We start from the raw sequence: 18,680 nt of genomic DNA on the forward strand, positions 1-18,680 counted from the left end.
TTGAACCTCAAAAAAAATGACTTTTTCAGAAGAAAATTACCTAAAATCGATCTATCACCTGACTGCAGCTTCAGAAACCGAAGTGAGTACTAACGCCATTGCCGAAATTATGGAAACAAAAGCGTCTTCTGTAACTGATATGCTTAAAAAGCTGGCGGAGAAAGATTTGGTGAATTATAAAAAATATCAGGGCGTTTCGTTGACCGAGAACGGAAAACTTGCCGCAAAAATGATTGTTAGAAAGCACCGTTTGTGGGAAGTGTTTCTGGTTGAAAAGCTTAACTTTAGCTGGGATGAGGTACATGATATTGCAGAACAGCTGGAACATATCAAATCAGAACAATTGATTAATCGTCTGGATGATTTTCTTGGAAATCCTACTGAAGACCCGCACGGCGACCCGATTCCGGATGCAAACGGACGTATCATTAAAATTGAAAAACAGCTCCTGTCTGAATTAGAAGAAAATCAAACCGGCATTTGTGTTGGTGTAAAAGATACTTCTTCGGAATTTCTGAAATATCTGGATAAACAGGGAATTGCTCTAGGTTCAAAGATCGAATTCCTTTCTAAAGAATCTTTTGATTTGTCTGTTAGAATAAAAGTGAATGATAGAGAATTATCTATTTCGAATAAAATTGCTTCTAATTTGTTTGTGAAGCTTTTGTAAATCTTGAATTTTAAATACCTAACAGGTTTTTAAAACCTGTTAGGATAAATATATAATCTATTTTATAATTCCTTTTTCAATCATTTCCAGCATTACCGGAGAAGCATTTTTAAACGTTGGCGGCTGTTCTATAATACTTCCGGCATTCTTTTTATTTACTTTAAACGTAACATCATTATCTGTTGTAAAAAGTAAAGCGGTCAGAAATGGTTTTTTGATGTGCGAACCCAAAATCAATAAAGCTTCATCTAAAGTATGAATGCTTTCGATTTCTTCGGTTTTATATTTAAAAGTCAATGAAATTGAGAAAGTATTATCTTCATTTAAAACCAATCGGAAATACACATTTTTAAGTTCTGTATCGCCCATAGTTTTGGCCAAAGTTAATTTTGCGAAAGTTCCAGATTGGATGCTTTCTTTAACTCGTTCACAAAAAAGGGCAAATATTGGTTCGTACATTTTTTTAGGTGCTAAGGTTCTGAGATACTGAGGTTCTAAGTTTTATCCTCTTTGGTGTTTAATTTAACCACAAAGGTCGCTAAGATTTACGCAAAGCACACAAAGAAAATAAAAAAACTTAGCGAACCTTGCGTAAATCTTAGCGCCCTTTGCGGTTAAGAAAATTATTTTCCTGTAAATTCAGCTTTACGTTTTTCTAAGAATGCTGTCGTTCCTTCTTTAAAATCAGCAGTTCCAAAACATTCTCCAAATGATTTTATTTCGGTATCAAAACCATTTTTGCCATCTTTATAATTGGCATTAATAGATTTTATTGCTTTCCCAATTGCAAACGGAGCATTTTTGATGATTCTTTGCGCAATGGCAGCTGTAAAAGATAAAAGTTCAGTTTGTGCCACTACATGGTTTACTAAACCGTATTGTTTGGCTTCTTCTGCAGAAATCATTGCGGCAGTCATGATCATTTCCATCGCACGGCCTTTACCAATTAGTTGAGGTAAACGCTGTGTTCCGCCGTAACCAGGAATTAGTCCTAGAGTTACTTCCGGAAGTCCCATTTTAGCATTATCAGAAGCTATTCTGAAATGACATGCCATTGCCAGTTCCAGTCCGCCTCCAAGAGCAAAACCATTAATGGCTGCAATAACCGGTTTTCTTAGGTTTTCGATGCAATCAAATAACGCTTCATGTCCTTCGGCAGCTAATTGTGCACCTTCGACAACGGTATAATTTGCAAATTCTGAAATATCGGCTCCTGCCACAAAAGCTTTTTCGCCGGTTCCCGTTATAATAATAACACGAACATTGTCATCATTTCCTAAAGCAGAAACAGCATTGCTCAAATCACTGATTGTGGCTTTATTTAAAGCATTTAGTTTTGCAGGCCTGTTAATTGTAATAGTTGCAATTCTTTCTTCAATAGAAACTAGAATGTTTTCGTAATTCATAACGCTGATTTTATGAGTTTGTAATAGGTAGAGAAACCCTAAATGTGGTTCCTTTTCCGTAAGTTGATTCAAAGGTAATTGTTCCTTTGTAATTTTCGATGATGTTTTTTATAATTCCCAGACCAAGTCCCATTCCGCTGGTTTTAGTGGTAAATTTTGGTTCGAAAATTCTGCCGATATCTTGCTTTTGAATTCCGATTCCGTTGTCTTTTACCGCAATTTCAACATTGTTGTTTCGTCTTTTTACCGAAACCACAATAGATTTTTGAAACTGACTTTCCGGAATGGCCTGAGTTGCGTTTTTAACCAAATTGGTAATCACACGAATCAATTGTGTACGATCCATTTTTGAAATAATTTCTTCTTCTTCTTTTTCGAAAGAAATATAATCTTCATTGAAAATATCCAAAGCCAGTTCTACAACCTCAACTACATTTAAAGTTTCATTTTGCTGTGCCGGCATCGAAGCAAAATTCGAAAATGCCGAAGCTACAGACGTCATGGTATCAATCTGCTGAATCAGGGTTTCTGAATAATCATTCATTTTCTGCTTTACATCAGGATCATTCGGATCAAATTTTCTTTGAAAACTCTGAACCGTTAAACGCATTGGCGTAAGCGGATTTTTAATCTCGTGCGCTACTTGTTTGGCCATTTCGCGCCAGGCTTCTTCACGTTCACTTTGTGCGAGTTTGATCGCACTGGTTTCCAGTTTGTCGACCATTCCGTTATACGCTTTGATCAGGAAGTTGACTTCTTTGCTGTTGGCTTCCAGAACAATTTTCTCGTTTTTCTGATCCAGATTGGTTTCTTCCAAACGATCTGAAATGGTTTTAAGCGATTTTGTAATATAAGTGGAAAGAAAATATGCTAAAGCAAAAGCCACAATCAGCATAAAAGAATAGACCTGACTTAAACGAATCAGGAAAGTATTCAACTCGTTGTCGTAATATCCATCGTCTTCTAAATACGGAAGATTCAGAATTCCGAGCGGTTTAAATTTTTCGTCTTTTATTAAACTGTATGAAGATCGGTTTTTAACTCCGTCGATGGTTTTAATGTCTACAAATCGCTTTTCGATAGAAGAACGAACCAGCTTTAAAATGTATTCCGGAATTGGCGGTGCGATTTTATCAACGGCAAAAGATTCTTTGGAAGATTTTAAAAGTTTCCCGTCAAGGCTGTAAATATTGATTTCAATTTTGTGAATCTGCGCCAGTTCGTGGATTTTATCTTTAAAAATTAAATCCAGATTTTGGGTTTTAAGCGGATAAGTTGTCGTTGAAAGAACGTAATTTATATGTTCTTTTACCGCATTTTCTTTTCGTTCTAAACGTTCCTGATGATATTCTTTTGCTTCTGTTTTAAATTGAATAATCGAAATCGAAGCCAATAAACAAGATGCCACAACAATCAATACAATCATCGACAGGAAAATCCTGGTACGAAGCGAAAGCATTGACATTTTGAAGTTGTTAAGCATGTTTTGTTGTTTTATTGTTTCAGGTTTCACGTTTCAGGTTATGTTGCGTGTGGCAACTTGAAACTTGAAACCTGAAACTAAAAAACTATTTTTTCTCCCGAATTCTTTTGTAAAATCGAAATCCCAGCATGATTAAAACCGAAAACAAAATAATTCCGATTACGCCGAAAATCCAATTGATGGCACTTTTTAAAACTACTAAAAAAACAACGGCAAACAAAATAATCGTTGCGCCTTCGTTCCATAAACGCATGAAGTTGTTTGAATATTTTACCTCATCGTTTTGTAATTGCTTAAAAATCTGATGACATTTTCCGTGGTATAAATACAAAAGGAAAACGAAACATAATTTTACGTGCATCCAGGGCATTTTCATCCAAACATGACCAGCATCTGTAAAAAACAACATCCAAAAAGCAAAAATACTCGCCAAAACCGCCGATGGCCACGTAATTATGTACCACAAACGATAGGCCATAATTTTGTACTGCGCCTGCAAAATTTCTTTTTCCGGCGAAGGTTTTTCATTGGCTTCTATTTGATACACAAACAAACGCACAATATAAAACAAACCTGCAAACCAAGTTATGACAAAAATAAGATGCAGCGATTTTAAGTAATTATAATACTCCATTATGAAAGTCTTTTTTCTTTACTCTTTCTTCTATTTTCTCTATTTAGCCCAGTCGTTAATCCAATTTGCAACTGTCTGACACCATTCGTCATCGTCATTCAAACATGGAATTGCCAAAAACTCTTCTCCTCCATTTGCTTCAAAATCTTCTTTGGCGCGCATGGCGATTTCCTCTAAGGTTTCCAAACAATCTGAAACGAACGCCGGTGTTACAACCGCTAATTTCTTGATACCTTTTGCTGGCATATTGTCAATTTCAACATCAGTATAAGGTTCAAGCCATTTATCGCCCGCTAAACGAGATTGAAATGTCAAACTGTATTTGTCTTCAGGAAGTCCTAATAATTTAATGACTTGTTTTGTTGTTTCGTAACATTGGTGACGATAGCAAAATTCGTGCGCCGGCGATGGTGTGTTGCAACAAGAACCGTCAATTTTACAATGTGATTTTGTCACATCGGTTTTGCGGATATGACGCTCCGGGATTCCATGGTATGAAAACAATAAATGATCATAATCAAACCCAACTAAATGTTTCTGAATTGAATCTGCTAAGTTTTTGATGTAATCCGGTTTGTTGTAAAACGCAGGGACATCGATAAATTTCATATGAGGGAATTTCTTCTTGCGAATTTCTTCAGCCTTAACCAAAATAGTCAAAGTCGATGCCATTGCATATTGCGGATATAATGGAAAAAGCATTACATCTGTAACTCCTTTGTCGCTTAATTCCTGAAGTCCTTTTTCAATAGTCATACTTCCGTAACGCATTGCCAAAGAAACAGGAACATTTACTAAAGGCTGTACTTTTTGCTGCATTCTTTCAGAAAGAACCACTAATGGCGAACCTTCTTCCCACCAAATTTTCGCGTAAGCGTGTGCCGATTCTTCTGGTCTTTTTCTTAAAATAATACCGCGAACTAATAATGCTCTTAATAAATATGGAACGTCGATCACATATTTATCCATCAAAAATTCATCTAAATACAGTTTTACATCTTTTGGAGTTGGACTGTCCGGAGAACCTAAGTTTACTAATAATACGCCTTTCATTATTGTTTTTTTTGCTTTTTGCTTTAAGCTCTAGGCTTTAAGCTTTTTTGTTTGTTTTAGAAATTTCCACAAAAGTAGAATTTGATGCTTTTGAGAAAAATAATATTTATTACTTTTTAATTATTGTTGGATATTCAAAATTGATGCTTTTAATACTTGCTTAATTCTTGTTCCATTTTTTCTTTCCATCCTTTTCCATTTCTGTTTTCTAAATAAGAGTCTGTTATTTTATGATATGCACTTATTGCTTCATTCAATTTTTTATCACCAATTACACAACCTTCATTTCTTAGAAATAAACCATATTTTTTATAAACACTATCCCGTTTATGTTCTTTTTTTAATTGGATTTTTCGTTCAGCTTCAGAAGGTGCAATAAATCGTAAACCATAAGTAAATTTTTTGACACTGTCTACTTCAACATCATGCAAAGCTTGATTTTTGTATTCAGTCACTAACGGAATATCTTGTGATTTACAATTAAAGAAAACAATACTTAATATAAGAATAGCTTTTTTCATTATTAAACATTCGCATTAATCGACATCAAATACTTTTTAGGAGTTGTTCCGAATTTCTTTTTGAACGCGGCTATAAAATGACTTCCGGTGCTGTAACCAATTTTCAATCCCACTTCGTTTACATTATAAGAACCGCTGTCTAATAATTTTCTGGCGAAATCCATTTTGTAATCAAACAGGAAACCGTAAACCGTGTCGCCGTAAATTTGTTTGAAGCCCATTTTCAGCTTTTTTAAATTCAAGCCAATTTCATCTGCCAATTCTTGTAATCCTGGAGGTTCGGCCATATTGGCGATTACAATTTCTTTGGCTTTTCTGATTTTCAAAACATTGTCTTCGTCAATCAAAAACGGACATTGTTCTGCATTTGGGTCTTCGGTTCTGTTGAAATACAAACTCAACAATTCGTATCCTTTTCCTTTATAATAAAGGTTTTTTATCGAAGGATGAAGATTATAATGAAACAATTGACTCAGCACAATCGCCATCGACGGACTGATGTTTCCTTCGTTATAATACTTTTTATCTTTATTATCGGGACTTAAAAAAGTAATATAATCAGCTTCGGCAGAAAACAACGCGTGAAATTTCTTTATCGATACTATTACAGAAATTACCCAGGAGTTAGGAGCCAATTCTAAATTAAGAGGAAGCTCTTTCTGCGGGTTATACAAAAGCAGTGATTTTTCTTCTTTCAATTCTAAAGCATAATTGCCCATATTGAATAAAAATTTGGCTTTGCCCTTTATTCCAAAGTGAAATTGTATTAGTCCGCTGCCTGCTTCATGCTGTGCATAAAAGGGCTCTGAACTGTCGTTTTGAAAACGGATCAGCGTAAAGTCGTCTTCGATTTTTATAATTTCTTGAGAACCCATAGCGATATTTTTTTGAAACTAAATTTCAAGTCAGAGCAAAGTGTTATTTAGAACGACTCTAAACAAAACGTTTCAAACAACTTGATTTTGCTACAAAAGTACTCCTTTTTGCATAAAAACAGACGATTACAATCAAAAAATCATGGAGCGATACAAAAAGTACTTTTAGCGTTATTTTTATCAATGCTATAGTAATAATTTTGTTGCACTTTTATGAAAGTGAATTTATGGAAAACAATAACGTACCGAAACACCTTTATTTTTACTCAGTTGGTCTGAGTTATAAAAAAGCTGATGCTGAGGTTAGAGGTCAATTTAGTTTGGATGCCGCTGCGAAGACCCGCCTGCTGGAACAAGCTAAAAGCGAAGGAATAGAAAGTTTAATTGTAACTTCAACTTGTAATAGAACCGAAATCTACGGTTTTGCAGAACATCCATTTCAATTAATAAAACTTATCTGCGACAACAGTAATGGTTCTGTTGATGCTTTTCAAAAAGTTGGTTTCGTTTACAAAAATCAGGAAGCGATCAATCACTTATTTCGCGTAGGAACTGGTTTGGACAGCCAGATTTTAGGTGACTTCGAAATTATATCTCAAATTAAAACCAGTTTTACACATTCAAAATCAGTTGGCTTAGTCAATGCTTTTTTAGAAAGACTGGTAAATGCGGTTATCCAGGCGAGTAAAAGAATTAAAAACGAAACTGAGATCAGCTCTGGTGCTACTTCGGTTTCTTTTGCATCGGTACAATATATTCTTAAAAATGTAGAAGACATTGGCAATAAAAATATTTTGCTTTTCGGAACTGGAAAAATCGGAAGAAATACGTGTGAGAATTTAGTAAAACATACTAAAAACGAACACATCACTTTAATAAACCGTACGAAAGACAAAGCAGAGAAACTGGCAGGAAAATTAAATTTGATTGTTAAAGATTACTCTGAATTGCATTTAGAACTTCAAAAAGCCGATGTTGTGGTTGTTGCAACGGGCGCTCAAAATCCTACTGTTGACAAAGCAATCTTGAATCTTAAAAAACCTTTATTGATTCTGGATTTATCTATTCCGAAAAACGTTCATGAAAATGTTGAGGAATTGGAAGGTGTAACTTTAATTCACATGGATTATTTGTCTCAATTGACAGATGAAACTTTGGAAAACAGAAAATTACACATTCCGGCTGCTGAAGCGATCATCGAAGAAATCAAAGAAGAATTTGTTACCTGGATGAAAGGAAGAAAGTTCGCTCCGACAATTAATGCTTTAAAAGACAAACTAAACGCTATTAAAGCTTCGGAACTGGATTTCCAAAGCAAAAAAATTGCCGATTTTAATGAAGAGCAGGCTGAAATCATCAGTAACCGAATCATTCAAAAAATCACTACACATTTCGCAAATCATTTAAAAGACGACGACACCATGGTCGATGAAAGCATCGAATGGATCGAAAAAGTCTTCAAAATAAAAGCATCTTAGTTTAAACCATATAAGTCATATAAGTTCATTTAAAATTGCCATGCGCAAAAAACTTAAATTTACTTATATGACTTATATGGTTCAAAAATTTTAAAGTTGTATCAGATTATTTAAACTGTTTTTTACCCAAACCGCTTAAATTACTTATATAACTTATATGGTTCAAAAAAAAGTTGTATTAGTCTTTTTATTCGTTTTACCCAAACTGCTTAAATTTGCTTATATAACTTATATGGTTCAAAAAACAAAACATGGCTGAAAAAACAATCAGAATAGGAACGCGTGACAGCGAATTAGCACTTTGGCAGGCACACACTGTAGAGAAAAAACTAAACGATTTGGGTTATAAAACTTCAATTGTTGCCGTAAAATCTCAAGGTGATATTATTCTGGATAAACCACTTTACGAACTTGGCATTACGGGAATTTTCACCAAAACTTTAGACATTGCCATGATCAATGGCGATATTGATATTGCGGTGCATTCGATGAAAGATGTTCCAACAGCTTTACCAAAAGGTATCGTTCAGGGTGCTGTTTTACCAAGAGCCAATGTTTTAGATATTTTAGTCCATAAAGGAAATCCTGATTTTGCAAATCCAAGTACAATTGCAACCGGAAGTCTTCGTCGCCAGGCACAATGGTTTAATAAATATCCAAATCATACTGTAGTTGATTTACGCGGAAACGTAAACACGCGTATGCAGAAGTTACAAGATAACAATTGGGATGGAGCTGTTTTTGCAGCGGCTGGTTTGGAAAGAATTAATCTGAAACCTGAAAATTTCATCAACTTAGATTGGATGATTCCTGCGCCCGCACAAGGAGCAATGCTGGTTGTGGCAATGGAAAATGACAATTATACTTTAGACGCACTTTCTCAGTTAAATGATATCGAAACTGAAATTTGCACGCACATCGAACGTCAGTTTTTAAGAACGCTTGAAGGCGGATGTACTGCGCCAATTGGAGCTTTGGTTACCTATAACGAAGACGAAGACACTTTACATTTTCAAGGTGTTTTACTTTCTATCGATGGAAAACAAAAACTGGAAATAGACAAAACCGTTGATATTTCAGAATGGAAAAAATTAGGATTCAACTCTGCTCAGGAGATTTTGAATAATGGCGGAACAGAATTAATGCAGAAAATCAAAGAATCCCTGAAAAAATAATGGCAAATCCAGTTCAGATATTATCTACAAAAATATTATCTCCTCTTCATAAGCAAGAGCTGATGAAATATGGCGTTGAATTAATCGAAGCTGATTTCATTAAAACAGAAAACAAACCTTTCGAATTAAAAGACCTCAACGAAAGTCTGATTTTTACAAGTCAAAATGCCGTTCACAGTGTTTTATCACACCCCGATTCTGAACAGTTAAAAAAGAAAAACGTGTATTGCGTTGGACTTAAAACCAAAACGCTTTTAAGCGATAATGGCTTTAATGTCGTGGCTTACACAGGTTACGCTGCTGATTTAGCTGAGATTATCACTTTGATTTACGGAAATGAGAGTTATACTTTTTTCAGCGGTAATTTAAGAAGGGATACTTTGCCGGAAGCTTTAAAAGAAAACGGAATTAAATTCAATGAAATTCAGGTTTACGAAACTACGTTGCAACCTCAGAAAATAAAAGCAAATCCAGAAGCGATCTTATTTTTTAGTCCGTCTGGAGTTAAGAGTTATTTGAAAGACAATAAGATAAATAAACAAATCTGTTTCTGCATTGGGGATACCACCGCAGAAGCATTGTCAAAAATCACTAAAAACATTATCGTCGCAGATCAGCCTACAATTGAAGATGTGATCGAAGATGTAATTCACGAATATAAGTAAGCAATAAGCTTTAGGCTGTAAGCCGTAAGCAAAAAACTATAGTTAAAAACAGCTTAAAGCCTAAAGCTTAAAGCCTAAAGCAAGAAAAAATGTTAAAAAACGACCTATTTTTAAAAGCATTAAAAGGAGAAACAGTACAGCGCCCGCCAGTATGGATGATGCGTCAAGCCGGAAGATATTTACCGGAATTTATCGAGTTAAGAGATAAATACGATTTCTTCACTCGTTGTCAGACTCCGGAATTAGCTGCCGAAATTACAGTTCAGCCCATTCGCCGTATCGCTCCGGATGCTGCTATTTTGTTCTCGGATATTTTGGTAGTACCGCAAGCAATGGGAATCGAAGTTTTGATGAAAGAAAATATCGGTCCGTTTATCCCGAATCCGATTCGCTCAATGGCAGATGTTCACCGTGTTTACATTCCGGATATCCAGCAAAGTTTAGGTTATGTAATGGATGCCATTAAATTGACCAAAGAAATGCTGAACGATGAGGTGCCGTTAATTGGTTTCGCAGGTTCGCCGTGGACAATTTTCTGTTATGCTGTCGAAGGAAGAGGTTCTAAGAGTTTTGATATGGCAAAAGGATTCTGTTTTTCTAATCCGGCTGCTGCTCACACTTTACTACAAAAAATTACAGACACTACGATTTTATACTTAAAAGAAAAAGTAAAAGCGGGTGTTGATGCCGTTCAGATTTTTGATTCCTGGGGAGGAATGCTTTCTCCTGTTGATTATCAGGAATTTTCATGGAAATACATCAACCAGATTGTTGAGGCTCTGGCTGATTTAACTCCGGTTATTGTTTTCGGAAAAGGATGTTGGTTTGCTCTTGGCGAAATGGGTAAAAGCCGTGCTTCTGCATTAGGGGTTGACTGGACTTGTTCGGCTAGAAATGCACGTTACTTATCTGGAGGAAACATTACTTTACAAGGAAACTTTGATCCGTCAAGATTACTTTCTCCAATTCCGACTATCAAGAAAATGGTTCACGAAATGATCGACGAATTCGGAAAAGATAAATATGTTGTAAATTTAGGTCACGGAATTTTACCAAATATCCCTGTAGATCACGCAAAAGCGTTTATCGATGCTGTGAAAGAATACGGGCAATAATAATTTTCAGTGTTCAGTCGCAGTTAGTTTTCCTGCAAGGTTTCCAAAACCTTGTAGGTATAAATATCCATTACATAGATAAAAAAACTCAAAAATAACACCAACAAGGTTTTGAAAACCTTTCAGGAAGCAAGAAAAGGGTAATCTAATGGTATAATTACAAAGTTAAACAAACACAGATGTAGAAGACCTACAAGGTTTTAAAAACCTTGCAGGAGATGAGAAATGAATGAGAACATGAAGTTGGAGATTTTAGAAAAGGATTGTTATTATCACATTTATAATCGTGGAATCAATGGAACTGATTTGTTTGATAATGATGAAAACAAAATCTATTTCTTAAAACAATTAGCCAAATACAGTGAAAAGAAAATTTCAATTTTTGCTTATTGTTTAATGAAAAATCACTTTCATTTGGTAATTCGACTAAATAGTGAAGAAAAAGACGTTACGCAGGCCTTTTCTAACTTATTTAATTCTTATGCCAAGGCATTTAATAAACAAATTGGAAGAACAGGAAGTTTGTTTGAGAAGCATTTCAAAAGAATAAAATTAAGAGACGAAAACTATTTAAAACGATTAATTGTTTATGTCCATTTAAATCCAAAACATCATTTAGATCAGGATTTTAAGAATTTTAGATTTTCTTCTTATCAAGCATTTTTATCTGATAAAGAAACTAAAATAGAACGAGAAGAGGTTTTAGATTTATTCGGGGATTTCGAAAATTTTATTTTTTGCCATAATCAAAAAAATGATCTTTTAAACGAAACGTATACTTTTGAATGATTTCGTTTCGTCCTGCAAGATTTTCAAAATCTTGTAGGTCTAGATTTCAAGATGATTTCTATAGAAGATGTACAATTAATACCTACAAGGTTTTGGAAACCTTGCAGGAAACGGAAAAGATAATTATGCTCAACAAAGGTTTAAGAGATGAAGAAAAAATAAGAATCGACAATGTTCTAAAAACATTGAGAACCCTTGTTTATGTACCTTATCCTTTAAATAACCTACAAAAAACAGATATTGAAAATCAGCTGAAAGAATTCGGATTAAACTTTGAAATTTTAGTTGATTATTCGAATGAAGATTTAATTACATTGTTAATGCGTCTTCATCTTGATTGGGATCAGTTAGAGCAGTTCGCTGATATTCTGATAGAATTTTCAAAAGCTGAAGATTATAATTTTGACGATAAGGCTTTAGCCATTTACCAATATATTCAGGCAGAGAGCAAAGTTTTTTCTTTTGGAATAAATTCGAAGATTTCATCAATTAAAAACAAATAAAAATGAGTTTTACAGATTGGAAAACAGAACGAATTGATGCTATTCTTCCCGGAGAATTTTACAAACTGATTGATAAGAATAAAACTCATATTGGAAAGACTTTTCCAGTTACACTTGCCAACTCAGATACTTTAGAAAAAGCACAGCATTTTTTATCGCTAAGTAGCGATAAAGAGAAAAACAAAGAAGGTTTTCATTTTTATGCCCGAGATATGCAAACAAACAATTTGATTGGTTATTTATGTGTAAAAACAATCGATTATCGCATTTCTAAATGTGAATTTGGATATTTTATTGATGAAGATTATCAAGGAAAAGGAATTACCTCAAAAATGGTTGCTGATGCACTTGAATTTTGCTTTAACAAATTAATGCTTAATAAGGTTTTTATCTGTACATCTGAAATCAATTTGGCAAGTCAGCGAATCGCATTAAAACACAATTTCAAACAAGAAGGAATCTTAAGAGACGAATTTAGAAACGGAGATGGCACTTTGCAGAATTCTGTTTATTTCGGGCTTCTTAAATCAGAATACATAAAATCATGAAAGACAAATTTTACGCCTACATACAAAATTTACAAGACCAAATCTGCGCCGGATTAGAAGCTGTTGACGGAACTGCAAAATTCCGTGAAGACTTATGGAAACGCACAGAAGGCGGAGGCGGAAGAACACGCGTTATTGAAAACGGAAATGTTTTTGAAAAAGGCGGTGTAAACATTTCAGCCGTTCACGGAAAACTTCCGGAAACGATGCAGAAAATGTTTAATGTTGGCGAAGCTGATTTTTTTGCCTGCGGATTAAGTTTGGTCATTCACCCGAAAAACCCGATGGTTCCTACCGTGCACGCCAATTGGCGATATTTTGAAATGTATGACGAAAAAGGAAATGTAATCGAACAATGGTTTGGGGGTGGTCAAGATTTAACGCCGTATTATTTGTTTGAAGAAGATGCTGTTCATTTTCACCAAACTTGTAAAACAGCCTGTGATAAACATAATCCGGAATTTTATCCAAAATATAAAAAACAGTGCGATTCGTATTTTTGGAATGCACACCGAAATGAAGCGCGAGGACTTGGCGGTTTGTTTTTTGACTATTGCAAAGCAAATGAACAGATGTCAATGGAAAACTGGTACAATTTTGTAACCGAAGTCGGGAATAGTTTCCTTGAAGCTTATGTGCCGATTGTCGAAAAAAGAAAAACACTTTCTTATACTCCGGAACAAAGAACCTGGCAGGAAATCCGTCGCGGCCGTTATGTAGAATTCAATTTGGTTCATGACAAGGGAACTTTATTCGGTTTAAAAACAAACGGAAGAATCGAGAGTATTTTGATGAGTTTACCGCCGCACGTACAATGGGTTTATGATCATCACCCGGAAGCAGGAAGCGAAGAAGAGAAATTGATTAATGTATTGGCAAATCCGCGAGAGTGGATTTCATAATTTTATTTCTATAAATATAATGCTCCTCTGGAGCATTTTTTTTTGCACTGTGTCAGAGGACGGAGTATTCATTTAAAAACAACAAAAAAACAATATTTATCCTACAAACTTAAAATTATTAATTAGTTTTGTCATTTAATTGAAAAATAAAACGTCACTATTGATGAACTTAAAATTAACCGGCATATTACTGTTGCTGAATGTTTTGGGCTGTTTTGCCCAAAAAGACACTTTGCAAAATCCATATTTTAAATCTTACAACGATAAAATTACCACCAGCATTTATTATTTGGATACTTCCAATAGTTTTGAAATAGCGTCGGATATTCAAGAACCGAAAATATACCTTAAACTTATTCCCAATCGAAGAGAACAAATTGGTTTTAACTTAAACTATAAAATCATTGATGTATCAATTGGTTTTGCTCCTAAATTTCTGAGTCAGAACAAAGGTGATTCTAATTCCAAACACTTTAATTTCAACACCCGATTTTATTATAAAAAATGGATGCAGTCCTTTACCTTTATTAATCAAAAAGGATTTTATATTAGTGATAATAACATAGCGGCGCAGCTTCCGGGCATGCGCACGACCAAGATTGGTGGATCGACTTCTTATGTTTTTAATGATAAATTCTCTTTTAAAACATTGGTAAGCCAAAACGAATGGCAGACTAAAAGCTCAGGAAGTTTCATTCCGTCATTTTCTTTTTATTATACCAATATAGATTTAAATACTTCTGACACATCTCCTTCAGATATGTATATGTTTACTCTATCACCATCCTACTTTTATAACTTTGTAATCAGTAATAGGGTTTTAATTGGTGCCGGAATTGGTTTAGGCGGCGGAGTTAATGTCACTGATGGAGATACTTCTGCGATATATCAGGGAGATTTCAATTTAAAATTAGCCTATAATAACGATCGTTTTTTTGGCTTTGCAAGTTTGAATTCCGTAAGTTTTGCGCAGGATGATAAAGTCGATCCAAGATTGAATGACAATATTGTTACTGTAAAACTTTCTGTTGGTTACCGATTTGATCCTCCAAAAAAGGTAAAAGAAGTCTACGACAAGGTCAATGAAAAAATAGGTTTGTAAGAAATATTAACTCAAAATAGACAGTAAGCCCCAATTAAAATGCTTAAATTACAGAGATTATAAAAAACTAAAATTCATTGTTATGAAAAATATAAACAACGAACAGTTAAATCTCATGCATTCCGGAAAAGGATTTATTGCGGCATTAGACCAAAGCGGAGGCAGTACTCCAAAGGCGTTATCGCAATATGGCGTTCAGGAAAACCAATATACAAACGAAGAAGAAATGTACACTCTTGTACATGAAATGAGAACCAGAATTATTAAAAGTCCGGCTTTTGACAACCAATATATTCTTGGTGCTATTTTGTTTGAGAATACAATGGACCGTAAAATAGACGATCAATGGACAGCCGACTATTTGTGGGAGAAAAAACATATCATTCCTTTTTTAAAAGTCGATAAAGGATTAGCCGAACTTGCAAATGGAGTTCAACTAATGAAGCCCATTTCTAATCTTAATGAATTACTGGACCGTGCTGTAGAACGTAAGATCTTTGGAACCAAAATGCGCTCTGTTATCAAAGAAGCAAATCTGAAAGGAATTCAGGATGTCGTAAAACAGCAATTTGAAGTTGGATTGCAGATTTTTGAAAAGGGACTTATCCCGATAATTGAGCCTGAAGTTGATATTTACAGTGCAGATAAAGAAAAATCAGAACAGATTTTAAAAGACGAAATCAAAAAACAGCTTGATGCTTTGGACAAAGATGTAAAAGTAATGTTGAAACTTTCTATTCCAACTGTAAATGATTTTTACCATGATTTAATGTCTGATCCGCACGTGGTGAGAGTTGTGGCACTTTCGGGAGGATATTCCAGAGAAGATGCTAATCAAAAACTAAGCGAAAATCACGGATTGATTGCCAGTTTCTCAAGAGCTTTATCTGAAGGACTCAGCGCCGGGCAAACTGACGATGAATTTAATGCACAGCTGGACAATTCGATTAAAGAAATCTACGAAGCTTCTGTTAACTGATTTAATTGAAGAGATTAATTTTTTACATAAAAAAAGTCCCCGAAAATATCTTTCGGGGACTTTTGTTGATAGATTATTTTAAAGTTAGTTCCTGAGCCAGATCTAAAGTCTGTAAAATGATATTTTTATCTGATTTAGAAGAGTTTAATTTCAATTCAAACTTCAGTTTATTATCAATCAGTTTTTTTGCAGAACTAAATGTAATATCCGCGAACTGTTCTGAAATCTTGATCGTTTTGTTTAGTTCTTCTGGTTTTGTTTTTCCTGAATTTCCAAAAGCGTTTATAGATTGCGCGATATTCAGTTTCGCAAACATATAGTCTTTACGCAAATCCTGTTTTGCTTCTTTAACAAAAGAACCGCTTCCGCCGCTAAAGTAATTAAACGTATTACCAATAATTACTACATCATTGTCTTTTCTGATAAAAATATCACCGTATTCTTTTACTCCGGTTATAACGTAATCATTACCTTTTTGAACAAGTACTTTTTTGCGTACTCCTAATTGCAGTAGTTTATCGCCAAATGTTGGGTGTGTTGAGGTGAAAATTACAGAAAACTGAGGAATGCTTTTCTTCACTTTTTCTTCTGTTATTGTTTCTTCATAGTTTTCATCATAACCATATTTTTTAGTCATAACCTCCACTTCTTTCACGTCATGTAAAAAAGCACTTAAATCACCGTCAAAAAGTTTGGCTGTTGCTTCTTCATCGACTATAGTCGAAATCAAATCGGTTATAATGGTAATGTCTTCTTTTAAAAGTTTCGTACTTTGGAATAAATCGGATATAAGGGAGGGGATATTTTCCAGTGCAGCTTTGGTATTAATGTGATAGGAGGCATACCCCAGCGGTTTTTGATTTGGGAAATATTTGTAGATGTTCTTATTTGGTTTTCTATTAGTAATCTTAGCAGCAGCTTCGGCAATTGGCTGTGAATATTCTAAAATTTCCTCGATTCTCACATTATCATTATCAAAATAAAAATCAAGGTTTATTCCTTTTATAAACTTCCTGAAGTTCTTCTGCGCGGGAAGAAATTTATCATAACCGCCAAAAATTGCCAGCGGAGCACTATATGCTTCGTATAAACTCGACATCGTCCCGCCGTAATCTAACCAGGATGAAATATCTGCCTGTGCATTTATTTTTGCTGAATTTGGAGCATTGAATCCATTTTCGAATAATGCTTTTAGGATCGCACTTTGTTTTTCGGCTAATTTTTTATCAAATTCGGCCTGTTCTACTGTGTATTCTTCATACGGATTTCCATGATACGAATACTCATTCTGGGTATCCGCCGGATCTTCAAATAGTATTGGGTCATTATTTACTATTGGTTCTGTTTTTTTTGACGGATTTTGAGCTGCTGGAATTCCATATGCAGGTACTTCTACAGCAGTTTCTTCATAAGGTTCGGTTACGGCGACGGAATCGGTTTCAAATTTCGTATCTGCCAGATCATAATACTTAGAAGGAAGTCTTTTTGTTAATTCAAATATTACCAGATATTTATCATTCCATGCCAATGATCTTTTTACACCGCTTGGTGTAAAAACTTCATATTTTCCAAAATCCTGAATTTGGCTGTTTGTTCCGTTTGCTCCTTGTTTTTCAATCAAATATTGTCTTACGGCTTCTTTATTTTTGATTGGAATCGTAAACTGATAATACGGAACACTGTCCAGAAAACTTCCGTGAATGGTAACTTTTTGATCTAATGCAATAATAGAAGCATATTTACGAAGATCAAAATCAGGTTTTTTGTCAATATATTTGGTTAAAACCGGATGGTTTAAAACTTCATCAATATTTACTTTTTTAGAAAGCTGGTTTCCGTTTAGCTGTACAAAATAATCGTATTTGTCCGGATTACTTTGGCCAAAAGTCAGATATGCGGCGAGTAATAAAAATAGAGTATAAAATTGCTTCATGATCAAGGCGTTAATTGGATTGTATTATTCATTAAAGTCGATTTTTTTAAAACACTGTACATGCTTTGCTTTAAAAAAACCGTTTTTTTATTTTTTGAGATTACACTGTTGGCATTGTTTACCGTGGCAATATCCTTATCGAAAGTATAAATAGAAATAATACTGGCCGCTTCCAGATCTTTCTTTTTCTTTGGATCATTGACTACTTTTTCCGGAACAGGGTAGGACGCAATTCTTTCGAAAGTTTTACCGCTTCCGCTGAAATGAATCTGGTCACGCTGATTGTTTATTGTATTTACAACTGCGTTTAGTGCTTTTAGATTGGCATAATTGAGTTTGATGATAAAAACATAATTATCAAAGTCGGTTTTTGTGGAAACATTGCTTATTCCGTTAATTTTTGAAGCTTTGGCCTTAAAGTCTTCCAGTTTTTGAGTGATTTCCTGTTCATTCGGAATTTTAACGCCGTCAACTTCTTCCAGCCAGATTGCAGATTTTGTTTTAAACCAGGACTTCGAAAAATCGACCATCAGTGTATATTCACCACTTTGATCATCGTGATGCTTGATTCTTTCTGTAATCTCAAAACAACTCGTTAGGAGAAAGCAGCAACATAAAGCGAGAATTTTCTTCATCTCACAAATTTAAATCGAATAATTCTAAAAAACCAGTTTCGATTTAATTCTTAAGAAAAATCATGATCTAAGTGCAAAATTTTAGATAATATTAACGGATTCTGTAATAGCTTAAAGGCTTAATTCTGTTCCTTTTTCCATAACTTTGCACCACTTGTAAAAAGTAAAATACAACTTCAAAAAGAATAAAAAAACAACTACCGTTTTAGAAAAA

General features: G+C 34.5%; 20 protein-coding genes. 11 read left to right on the forward strand and 9 right to left on the reverse strand.

Annotated elements, in window-relative coordinates:
• Positions 1–16 precede the first annotated feature (16 nt).
• On the forward strand, positions 17–670 hold the full coding sequence (locus tag OZP11_RS14915; protein WP_281231344.1) for a metal-dependent transcriptional regulator: 654 nt from the start codon (positions 17–19) through the stop codon (positions 668–670).
• A gap of 57 nt (positions 671–727) precedes the next feature.
• Here the strand turns inward: OZP11_RS14915 and OZP11_RS14920 are convergent, their stop codons facing one another.
• The 7 genes from OZP11_RS14920 to OZP11_RS14950 all read right to left on the reverse strand — a co-directional run bounded on the left by OZP11_RS14920 (position 728) and on the right by OZP11_RS14950 (position 6,642).
• Complete coding sequence (locus tag OZP11_RS14920; protein ID WP_281231345.1) at positions 728–1,129, reverse strand: hypothetical protein; 402 nt, start codon at positions 1,127–1,129, stop codon at positions 728–730.
• Between the two features lie 164 nt (positions 1,130–1,293).
• The gene (locus OZP11_RS14925) at positions 1,294–2,076 is read right to left on the reverse strand and encodes an enoyl-CoA hydratase/isomerase family protein (protein WP_281231346.1); all 783 of its coding nucleotides are present in this window, start codon (positions 2,074–2,076) and stop codon (positions 1,294–1,296) included.
• A 10-nt stretch (positions 2,077–2,086) separates the two neighbouring features.
• Entirely contained in the window at positions 2,087–3,502 is a 1,416-nt protein-coding gene (locus OZP11_RS14930) for a sensor histidine kinase (RefSeq protein WP_281235533.1), read from the reverse strand.
• 142 nt (positions 3,503–3,644) lie between these two features.
• Positions 3,645–4,193: a CopD family protein gene (locus tag OZP11_RS14935; protein ID WP_281231347.1), complete on the reverse strand. Its 549-nt coding sequence runs from the start codon at positions 4,191–4,193 to the stop codon at positions 3,645–3,647.
• A 39-nt stretch (positions 4,194–4,232) separates the two neighbouring features.
• Entirely contained in the window at positions 4,233–5,246 is a 1,014-nt protein-coding gene (gene hemH / locus OZP11_RS14940) for a ferrochelatase (RefSeq protein WP_281231348.1), read from the reverse strand.
• Positions 5,247–5,395: 149 nt separating this feature from the next.
• A complete protein-coding gene (locus tag OZP11_RS14945) occupies positions 5,396–5,767 on the reverse strand; it encodes an FEKKY domain-containing protein (RefSeq protein WP_281231349.1) in 372 nt (123 codons plus the stop codon).
• A 2-nt stretch (positions 5,768–5,769) separates the two neighbouring features.
• On the reverse strand, positions 5,770–6,642 hold the full coding sequence (locus OZP11_RS14950) for an AraC family transcriptional regulator (protein ID WP_281231350.1): 873 nt from the start codon (positions 6,640–6,642) through the stop codon (positions 5,770–5,772).
• Positions 6,643–6,869: 227 nt separating this feature from the next.
• Between OZP11_RS14950 and hemA the strand changes: the two genes are divergently transcribed.
• From hemA to OZP11_RS15000, 10 genes are all read left to right on the forward strand, one after another.
• Positions 6,870–8,120 (forward strand): glutamyl-tRNA reductase, encoded by a 1,251-nt coding sequence (gene hemA, locus OZP11_RS14955; RefSeq protein ID WP_281231351.1) that lies wholly within the window; start codon positions 6,870–6,872, stop codon positions 8,118–8,120.
• Positions 8,121–8,371: 251 nt separating this feature from the next.
• Positions 8,372–9,295 (forward strand): hydroxymethylbilane synthase, encoded by a 924-nt coding sequence (hemC, locus tag OZP11_RS14960; protein ID WP_281231352.1) that lies wholly within the window; start codon positions 8,372–8,374, stop codon positions 9,293–9,295.
• Entirely contained in the window at positions 9,295–9,960 is a 666-nt protein-coding gene (locus tag OZP11_RS14965; protein ID WP_281231354.1) for a uroporphyrinogen-III synthase, read from the forward strand. Before hemC ends, OZP11_RS14965 begins: the two co-directional genes overlap by 1 nt.
• An 89-nt stretch (positions 9,961–10,049) precedes the next feature.
• A complete protein-coding gene (gene hemE, locus OZP11_RS14970) occupies positions 10,050–11,075 on the forward strand; it encodes a uroporphyrinogen decarboxylase (RefSeq protein WP_281231355.1) in 1,026 nt (341 codons plus the stop codon).
• Between the two features lie 237 nt (positions 11,076–11,312).
• Positions 11,313–11,864: a transposase gene (locus tag OZP11_RS14975; protein WP_281231356.1), complete on the forward strand. Its 552-nt coding sequence runs from the start codon at positions 11,313–11,315 to the stop codon at positions 11,862–11,864.
• A 125-nt stretch (positions 11,865–11,989) separates the two neighbouring features.
• Entirely contained in the window at positions 11,990–12,367 is a 378-nt protein-coding gene (locus OZP11_RS14980; protein ID WP_281231357.1) for a hypothetical protein, read from the forward strand.
• 2 nt (positions 12,368–12,369) lie between these two features.
• A complete protein-coding gene (locus OZP11_RS14985; RefSeq protein WP_281231358.1) occupies positions 12,370–12,915 on the forward strand; it encodes a GNAT family N-acetyltransferase in 546 nt (181 codons plus the stop codon).
• Positions 12,912–13,817, forward strand: coding sequence for an oxygen-dependent coproporphyrinogen oxidase (gene hemF / locus OZP11_RS14990; RefSeq protein ID WP_281231359.1), 906 nt, complete (start codon positions 12,912–12,914; stop codon positions 13,815–13,817). Before OZP11_RS14985 ends, hemF begins: the two co-directional genes overlap by 4 nt.
• Before the next feature lie 163 nt (positions 13,818–13,980).
• Positions 13,981–14,919: a DUF4421 family protein gene (locus OZP11_RS14995; protein ID WP_281231360.1), complete on the forward strand. Its 939-nt coding sequence runs from the start codon at positions 13,981–13,983 to the stop codon at positions 14,917–14,919.
• Positions 14,920–15,010: 91 nt separating this feature from the next.
• Positions 15,011–15,898: a fructose bisphosphate aldolase gene (locus tag OZP11_RS15000; protein WP_349293780.1), complete on the forward strand. Its 888-nt coding sequence runs from the start codon at positions 15,011–15,013 to the stop codon at positions 15,896–15,898.
• Between the two features lie 73 nt (positions 15,899–15,971).
• Here OZP11_RS15000 and OZP11_RS15005 read toward each other — a convergent pair whose 3' ends face one another.
• A complete protein-coding gene (locus OZP11_RS15005) occupies positions 15,972–17,831 on the reverse strand; it encodes a hypothetical protein (RefSeq protein ID WP_281231362.1) in 1,860 nt (619 codons plus the stop codon).
• Positions 17,832–17,833: 2 nt separating this feature from the next.
• A complete protein-coding gene (locus OZP11_RS15010) occupies positions 17,834–18,466 on the reverse strand; it encodes a hypothetical protein (protein WP_281231364.1) in 633 nt (210 codons plus the stop codon).
• Positions 18,467–18,680 lie beyond the last annotated feature (214 nt).

The organism is Flavobacterium gelatinilyticum (genome assembly GCF_027111295.1).
Taxonomy (GTDB): Bacteria; Bacteroidota; Bacteroidia; order Flavobacteriales; family Flavobacteriaceae; genus Flavobacterium; species Flavobacterium gelatinilyticum.